This window comes from Pedobacter sp. (assembly GCF_041662865.1).
Taxonomy (GTDB): Bacteria; Bacteroidota; Bacteroidia; order Sphingobacteriales; family Sphingobacteriaceae; genus Pedobacter.
Genome location: NZ_JBAZRL010000083.1, coordinates 1 through 6,634 on the forward strand (window position 1 = coordinate 1; position 6,634 = coordinate 6,634).

The 6,634-nt window shown below is 35.3% G+C and carries 11 protein-coding genes and 1 pseudogene; 5 read left to right on the forward strand and 7 right to left on the reverse strand.

Annotation, left to right across the window (positions count from 1 at the left end; genetic code table 11):
• Positions 1-151: 151 nt before the first annotated feature.
• On the forward strand, positions 152-874 hold the full coding sequence (locus WC622_RS16060) for a LytR/AlgR family response regulator transcription factor (protein ID WP_372820708.1): 723 nt from the start codon (positions 152-154) through the stop codon (positions 872-874).
• Between the two features lies 1 nt (position 875).
• Here WC622_RS16060 and WC622_RS16065 read toward each other — a convergent pair whose 3' ends face one another.
• From WC622_RS16065 to WC622_RS16080, 4 genes and pseudogenes are all read right to left on the reverse strand, one after another.
• Entirely contained in the window at positions 876-1,454 is a 579-nt protein-coding gene (locus WC622_RS16065) for a site-specific integrase (protein WP_372820709.1), read from the reverse strand.
• Between the two features lie 90 nt (positions 1,455-1,544).
• Positions 1,545-1,694: pseudogene (locus WC622_RS16070) on the reverse strand (phage integrase SAM-like domain-containing protein); the annotation flags it as partial.
• A gap of 29 nt (positions 1,695-1,723) precedes the next feature.
• On the reverse strand, positions 1,724-1,873 hold the full coding sequence (locus WC622_RS16075; RefSeq protein ID WP_372820710.1) for a hypothetical protein: 150 nt from the start codon (positions 1,871-1,873) through the stop codon (positions 1,724-1,726).
• Positions 1,874-1,905: 32 nt separating this feature from the next.
• Complete coding sequence (locus tag WC622_RS16080; protein WP_372820711.1) at positions 1,906-2,118, reverse strand: Arm DNA-binding domain-containing protein; 213 nt, start codon at positions 2,116-2,118, stop codon at positions 1,906-1,908.
• 577 nt (positions 2,119-2,695) lie between these two features.
• Between WC622_RS16080 and WC622_RS16085 the strand changes: the two genes are divergently transcribed.
• From WC622_RS16085 to WC622_RS16100, 4 genes are all read left to right on the forward strand, one after another.
• Positions 2,696-3,142: a DM13 domain-containing protein gene (locus WC622_RS16085; protein WP_372820712.1), complete on the forward strand. Its 447-nt coding sequence runs from the start codon at positions 2,696-2,698 to the stop codon at positions 3,140-3,142.
• A 15-nt stretch (positions 3,143-3,157) separates the two neighbouring features.
• Entirely contained in the window at positions 3,158-4,057 is a 900-nt protein-coding gene (locus WC622_RS16090) for a hypothetical protein (protein WP_372820713.1), read from the forward strand.
• 557 nt (positions 4,058-4,614) lie between these two features.
• On the forward strand, positions 4,615-4,908 hold the full coding sequence (locus tag WC622_RS16095) for a hypothetical protein (protein ID WP_372820714.1): 294 nt from the start codon (positions 4,615-4,617) through the stop codon (positions 4,906-4,908).
• Between the two features lie 173 nt (positions 4,909-5,081).
• Positions 5,082-5,375, forward strand: coding sequence for a hypothetical protein (locus tag WC622_RS16100; protein WP_372820715.1), 294 nt, complete (start codon positions 5,082-5,084; stop codon positions 5,373-5,375).
• Positions 5,376-5,475: 100 nt separating this feature from the next.
• Here the strand turns inward: WC622_RS16100 and WC622_RS16105 are convergent, their stop codons facing one another.
• The 3 genes from WC622_RS16105 to WC622_RS16115 all read right to left on the reverse strand — a co-directional run.
• Positions 5,476-5,973 carry a hypothetical protein gene (locus WC622_RS16105; protein ID WP_372820716.1) on the reverse strand — a complete coding sequence of 166 codons (498 nt, stop codon included), beginning with the start codon at positions 5,971-5,973 and terminating at the stop codon, positions 5,476-5,478.
• 9 nt (positions 5,974-5,982) lie between these two features.
• Entirely contained in the window at positions 5,983-6,435 is a 453-nt protein-coding gene (locus WC622_RS16110) for a DMT family transporter (protein ID WP_372820717.1), read from the reverse strand.
• Positions 6,436-6,440: 5 nt separating this feature from the next.
• Positions 6,441-6,634, reverse strand: a 194-nt coding sequence (locus WC622_RS16115) for an alpha/beta fold hydrolase (RefSeq protein WP_372820718.1), incomplete at its 5' end; no start/stop codon positions are given.

Consider the following 6,634-nt stretch of genomic DNA (forward strand, 5'->3'; position numbering starts at 1 on the left):
CAAAACCTACCTTAATAGCAGTAAACAATAATTCAGGAGGGTTAGGGTTGGTAAATATTAAGAGAAGATTAGAATTGTTATTCCCTTTATCACACAATTTAAAAATTGAAGATAATCCAGAAGCATATTGTGTAACCTTAACTATAAAATTATGAATTGTATTATAGTAGATGATGAGCCATTGGCAAGAGAAGCAATCCAAATGTTAATTGCCCAAACTGATAATTTAGACTTAATGGGTTCTTTTAATAGTTCAGATGCTGCTACAAAATTCTTGTTGGATAATACTGTTGATTTGATATTTCTTGACATACAAATGCCTGGAATAAATGGGATTGAATTTGCCAAAACTATTTCAAAAGAAACGTTTGTAATTTTTACTACTGCATTTTCTGAATTTGCTACTGATAGTTATGAAGTAGATGCAATTGATTATTTAATAAAGCCAGTAAAATTAGAGCGTTTTCAAAAAGGAGTTGATAAAGCCCAAACTTATTACAAATTATTCAATGCAGATTATACCAACAACAATATTGAAAATATTACAGATGATTATTTTTTTGTAAAAGCTGACCGTAAAATGTTTAAAGTTTATTTTAATGATATTCATTTTATTGAGGGTTTAAAGGACTATGTCGTGATGCACACCGAAAGTCAAAAAGTAATTACAGCTATGAATATTAAAACTATACACGATCAATTGCCTAAAAATATGTTTGTGAGAGTAAGTAAGTCCTATATCATTAATATAAAGCAAATAGAATCTGTAGATAACAATACAGTGTATATTGGTAAAAATGAAATCCCTATTGGGAATATATATAGGGATTTCTTTTTTAATGAGTTTGTAACAAAAAAGATTTTGAGTAGATAAGTTAGCTTGATTTGGCTATGTTATTTTTGATTTCTAATGATGAAAACTTATCTCTCAAAAGTCTTATATCATCACTCACTTTTCTATCCAACACTTTTGCGTAATGCTGTGTTGTTCGAAGGTTTTTATGGCCTAACATTTTGCTGACGCTTTCTATAGGAACGCCGTTGGTTAGTGTTACCGTTGTTGAGAAAGTATGACGTGCAATATGGAAAGTGAGGTCTTTATTGATTTCGCAAATGGTAGCAATCTCTTTCAGGTAAGCATTCATCTTTTGATTACTGGAAATTGGAAGCAGCTTTTCCCTGATTATACATTCAGGATAGTCCGCATATTTATCAATGATCATTTGCGGAATAGGCAGGATTGGGATTTTTGAAGCTGATTCTGTTTTCTGCCAGTGCGTGAATATCCATTTTTCGCCATCGATACCGATGCTTATATGGAACTTTGTTAGGTTTTTGACATCAATGTATGCCAGGCCTGTAAAGCAGCTGAAAATGAAAATATCACGGACAATGGACAGTCGCTCGATTTCCAGATCTTTATTTATAATTTCCTGCAATTCTTCTTCGGTCAAATAAACGGGCTCAACTTCTTTTACCTTTGCTTTATAATTCGCAAAAGGATGCCTGTCTATCCAATGGTTGGCAAGACAAATTCGGATAATCTTATTAAAGTTTTTGATATACTTGACAGCCGTGTTATTGTTGCAGTTGCGGACGCTTCGTAGAAAGAATTCATAATCAGTAATAAAAGCATGGTTGATTTTGGTAATATCAATATCAGATATCTGGTATTTCCATTGCAGGAATTTGATCGTGTGCTTTAAAGATGTTTCATACCTTTCTAAAGTTCTGGTGCAAACTCTTTTCCTACCAGTTCCTTGACCTTTTTATTGTGGTCTTTGAATATGGGAATGAGCATGCGTTTGCGTGCATCGATTCCTAAAAGCTCGTTCCTTAAATTTTCGGTAGTAATATCGATATCTGTTTTCAATAGTTTTTTCTCTGCTTCGAGAATCTTGCTTTTTAAATAATCAAGATGGTCATTGACCTGACTTCTTTATTGCCACGTTTCACTTTAGACCCCTCGCTGGACCATTGGTCAGGAGAGATACTTTTGTTGACGCTAAATTCAAATCTTTTGGCATTGATTGTTACCCTAACATAAATTGGGCAAACTCCATTACTGTTGACTTTTGCTCTCTTGATATAAAAGAGAATTGAAACGGTTGTATTCATAAGTGGTAACCTTTAGTTATTATTAAATGTAAGCTTTTCGATTCCTGAAAACAAGATGTTCATTTTCTGAACAGGTTGAAAACACTGGGGCAGCCAATTAAATATGGGTACTTTTTCCCTCAAAAAAGGTACCCAGAATTGTACCTCTCCAGTATTGCGAATTAATGACTGATTTGATAGGGTGGAAAAATAAAAAAAAACGTAAATCCTAGGATTTCTGGGCTTTTGAAGTGCTTTGTTAAGCATGTTGCGGAGAAAGAGGTTCCGCTATTCTTTAGATGACGTCAGTATTTTCAAGGCTTAACAAAGTTTGGATTTTGTAGGTGTACCTATAGGGTAACTGATAAATCGCTTTGCTATTAAGCCAGATAAAAATATACAATTTTTTAAACGTAATATATTTTTTTATTATCAATTTTCTATTGAACATGTTCAAACGAGACAGTTTGCGGTAGTTCAAAAATTTGTAACTGTTGACAATATTACTTTATAAGGCTTTTGTTCTTTAAATTCTAAAATTAAGTTTCACTACTTGTCATATAGCTGACAAATTTTTATTTTTTATGATTCTAAATTTGTGAAAATTAAGGTCATGATTATGAAGCGCTTTTTACTGTTGTTTTTAGTTGCCCTTGTTTCTATTTCCTGTCAAGAGGAGGGATTATTAACTGAAGTAGAAGTGGGCTCAATTCCTATTTCACCTGATGCTGTACTAAAGTATTCCGGTACTTTTATCCCTACATCAGGAATTAATGTTGCGGGAGGCGTGAAAATTTATAGAGACGGTAATCAGTTTAAGCTATCTTTAGATGAGTTTGATGTTTCTTTTGGACCCGATCTAAAAATATATTTATCTACTTCAGCTTCTCCAAATGCCTTTATTAACCTGGGAGCACTAGGGAATGGTGAGCATCAGACCTATCTAATCCCTGCTGAAGTTGATTTTAACCTCTACAATCATGTATTAATTTATTGCCAGCAATATAGTCATCTGTATGCTATTGCCGAATTACATCAAAATTAACCAAGAGTTACTATTATGAACAGCACATACAAGCTAATACCATTATTGTTTTTTTGCTACTTTTTTTCAAATGCTCAGGGTTGTAGTGATGCAGGAATTTGTAATATTGGAAATGGGCACCAAAGTTATGAGCAAAAATTAAAAAACGAGATTGAAGTTAGCACAGTTTTTGGGGCAGGTGAGGCGGACACAAAGTATGTGTCTCCTTTTATTACTTATCGACGAAATTTTAATCAAACCTGGACTGCTGCATGTAAAATTACCTCGTCTCTTGCTTATGGAGAATTTGGTAAACGTGCATCGATTGGGGATGCTTATTTACTTCTTAGCTACAACAGAAAATTGAGTAGTAGTTTTAAGTGGAGTTTTACATCTGGTGCGAAAATTCCCTTTAATCGAAGTAATTTAAAAATAAACAACCATCCGTTGCCACTTGATTATCAAAGCAGTCTTGGTACTTTTGATTTTCTTGGTTCCTCTAATTTAAACTATAAGCGATGGGATTTTAATGCGGCTTTTCAAATTCCGGTTTTTAATATAAATGCCAATTCTTATTTTGCTGAATATGCCGGAACTGATGATTTTCCAACAACAAATTTATTTCATAGAAAGCCCGATGTTTTATTTAGAACAACTTACAGCTTAAAGACTAAAAACCAAAAGTTTGTGTTTAAGCCTAATGTGTTATTTATTTATCACATTGGGGAAGATAGTGCTGAAGATATTTATGGGAAACGTTTTTCAATAGATGGTTCGTCAGGACTGACTATAAATGGAAATATTATTTCTGCGTACAATTTTAAAAATAGTAGTATTGAGCTTTCTTTAGCTACGCCTTTTGTTGTTAGGACAATTAGGCCGGATGGGCTCACAAGATCATTTACAGCAGGCATTAGTTATATTACTAGATTTTAAGGAGATGAACGAAATATAGTCTGGCTATATTCTGAACTAGTTCAATTTAATTTCGATGTTTTGACAGTCTTTTTAGCTGTTATTTTTTTATCCGACTATGCAACGCACTACATGCTCTATTTTAAGTCCTGTATACTCGCAAAATTCCTCAATTGATATTAGTTGATGAGGTTCTTTATTTAAATGTTTCTTTACTTTCAATAAATATAATCTTGCTTAAGCGTATTCTTTTCCCATGATGCGCTGCACGTCTTTTGGATAAATGCATACCCTGACGTTACTCGAAATCATAATTTGTTACTTCTAATACTTTAACCATGCCTTTGCCTACTCTTTGACCTGAGGCAAATGGCTAATATAAAGCTATGTGTTTTTTGCTAAATCGACTATACTAAAATAGTCGATTATTTATTGTTATTTATGGTTCCCAACTGCCTGTATTTGAATTGTGATTTTAATGTTTGAACCTTTGATTAAATCATTCGGGATTTAGTTGCAACGATTATCGAAATGAAAGTGAATTGTGAAAATGAGTATTAATCAAAAGTTTAGAAACTATGGCAAGACAGAAAGGCATAATTAAACTAAAAGGTACTATCGGAGGTATTACCTTTTACAAAACTTCTCAAGACGGGCATCTCGCCCGCGAGAAAGGAGGTATCGAAAAAAGTAGGATTGAAAGTGATCCTGCGTTTCAAAGAACGCGTGAAAACGGTTCTGAATTTGGACGGGCTGGGAAGGCCGGAAAATTGCTTAGAACTGCTCTTAGAGCTTTACTGTTAAATTCTGCTGATGATAGAATGGTAAGTCGACTAACTAAAGAAATGTTAAAGTTATTCAAGCTGATTTAGTCAGTGAACGTGGTCTGAGAAATGTAATTGATGGCGAAGCTGAGTTGCCGGTTGGATTTGAATTCAACATCAGAGGTAAATTAGGCACCAGCCTTTATGCACCTTTTACAAGCGCAATTGATCGTGTAACCGGAGGAATCACCGTGGATGTTCCACCGTTTGTTCCCGTTAACATGATAGCTGCGCCATCAGGAACCACCCACTTTAAGATCATTTCCGGAGGTGCAGAAATTGACTTCGAAGCTGAGACATTTATTGTTGACACTTCTGAGACTGCAATTTTACCTTGGGACGCTGTAGCAACCGTTGCTATTGCCCAATCCAATCAGGTAACAGCTGCCAGCACTAAACCACTTTTCCTAGCATTAGGAATTGAGTTTTACCAAGAGGTAAATGGTCAAATGTATCCGCTTAAAAGCGGTGCGTTTAATCCATTATCAATTAGCAAAGTTGATAGTGGCGTTTAGCGGTGACGGTAATACCGCAAAATAAAATCGGAAATCAGTAAGGGGGAAGGGAATTTTATTTTTGCAGTTAGTTACCCAGAGGCTAACTTTCAGGATATCGTTAGTGGTTGTCGAAATATTTATTTATAATTCTGACTATTGGTAATCCCACTAATAGCATGTGCCAACTAATACCCATTGCCGCAACCATTGGTTCAAATGGCATAGGAGCAACGTTTGATATTGGAAGTATTACTATATTCATTATGATCCAAACTAGCAATCCGAATAAAAGCCCTATTATGGTGGAATTTTTTCTTAGTTGGGGTAAGTAAGATGCTGCAAAAAAGTAGGCGATTGTAACTGAATAGGCTATAGTGTAATGAAGTATATTGCCAACTAGTGCCATTGCCAGGCCACCATTAAAAGCTTGTTTGCCAAACACACCACTTGCTATCCACTGCAGGACTTGTATGATATTCATTCTGCCCAGTATGAGCGAATATACTGTAATACCTGCCAATGCATCCAGAGTACCGGCTAAGAAACCGGCCCAGAGTATGGCTTCTACCTTGGTTCGCTTATGGTTGCTATTATTTGTTTTGTATTTATTATTCATAGTTAAACTTTAAAATTTTTTGATTAGAAAAACGCCTGCCACCAATAAAATTATTCCGGCTATTCTTTGCCAATTTATGGTATGTTGCACTACTCCGACTAAGCCATAATGTTCGAAAACTGTTGAAGAGATTAATTGTGCTGCTACAAAAAGCACTATCATATTGCCAACTCCAATTTTAGCCGGAGAAACGGTGAAGGTTACAATGTTTAATACTACTATTAGTCCTCCAATCCAATACCACCATTTTGTGCTGCCTATTTGTGCTGCTGTTGGTATTGGGGCTTTACCAGCCAGTATTACGATTGTAATACCGGCCAGCGCCACCAAGAAGACACCGAACGTTGCGGTAAAAGGGCTACCGAACGATTTTCCTAAATTACCATTGGTTATTGCCAGCATGGGGAGACAGGTTCCCACCAATATAGGTAACAGGGTATAGATGATGTCATTCATTTTCATTGTGCTTATTTAAGTTTTGTGATAAACGTATCAATAAGCTTTGCTGCTTCGGAGTGATGCTCCTCTAAAAGGAAATGCCCACCATTCAGTAAATGAACTTCTGCGTTTGGTAAATCTTTTTTGTAGGCTTCGGCTCCTGATGCAACAAACAACTTGTCATTTTTACCCCAAATAACCAGTGTTGGTGGCTGTGCCTTTT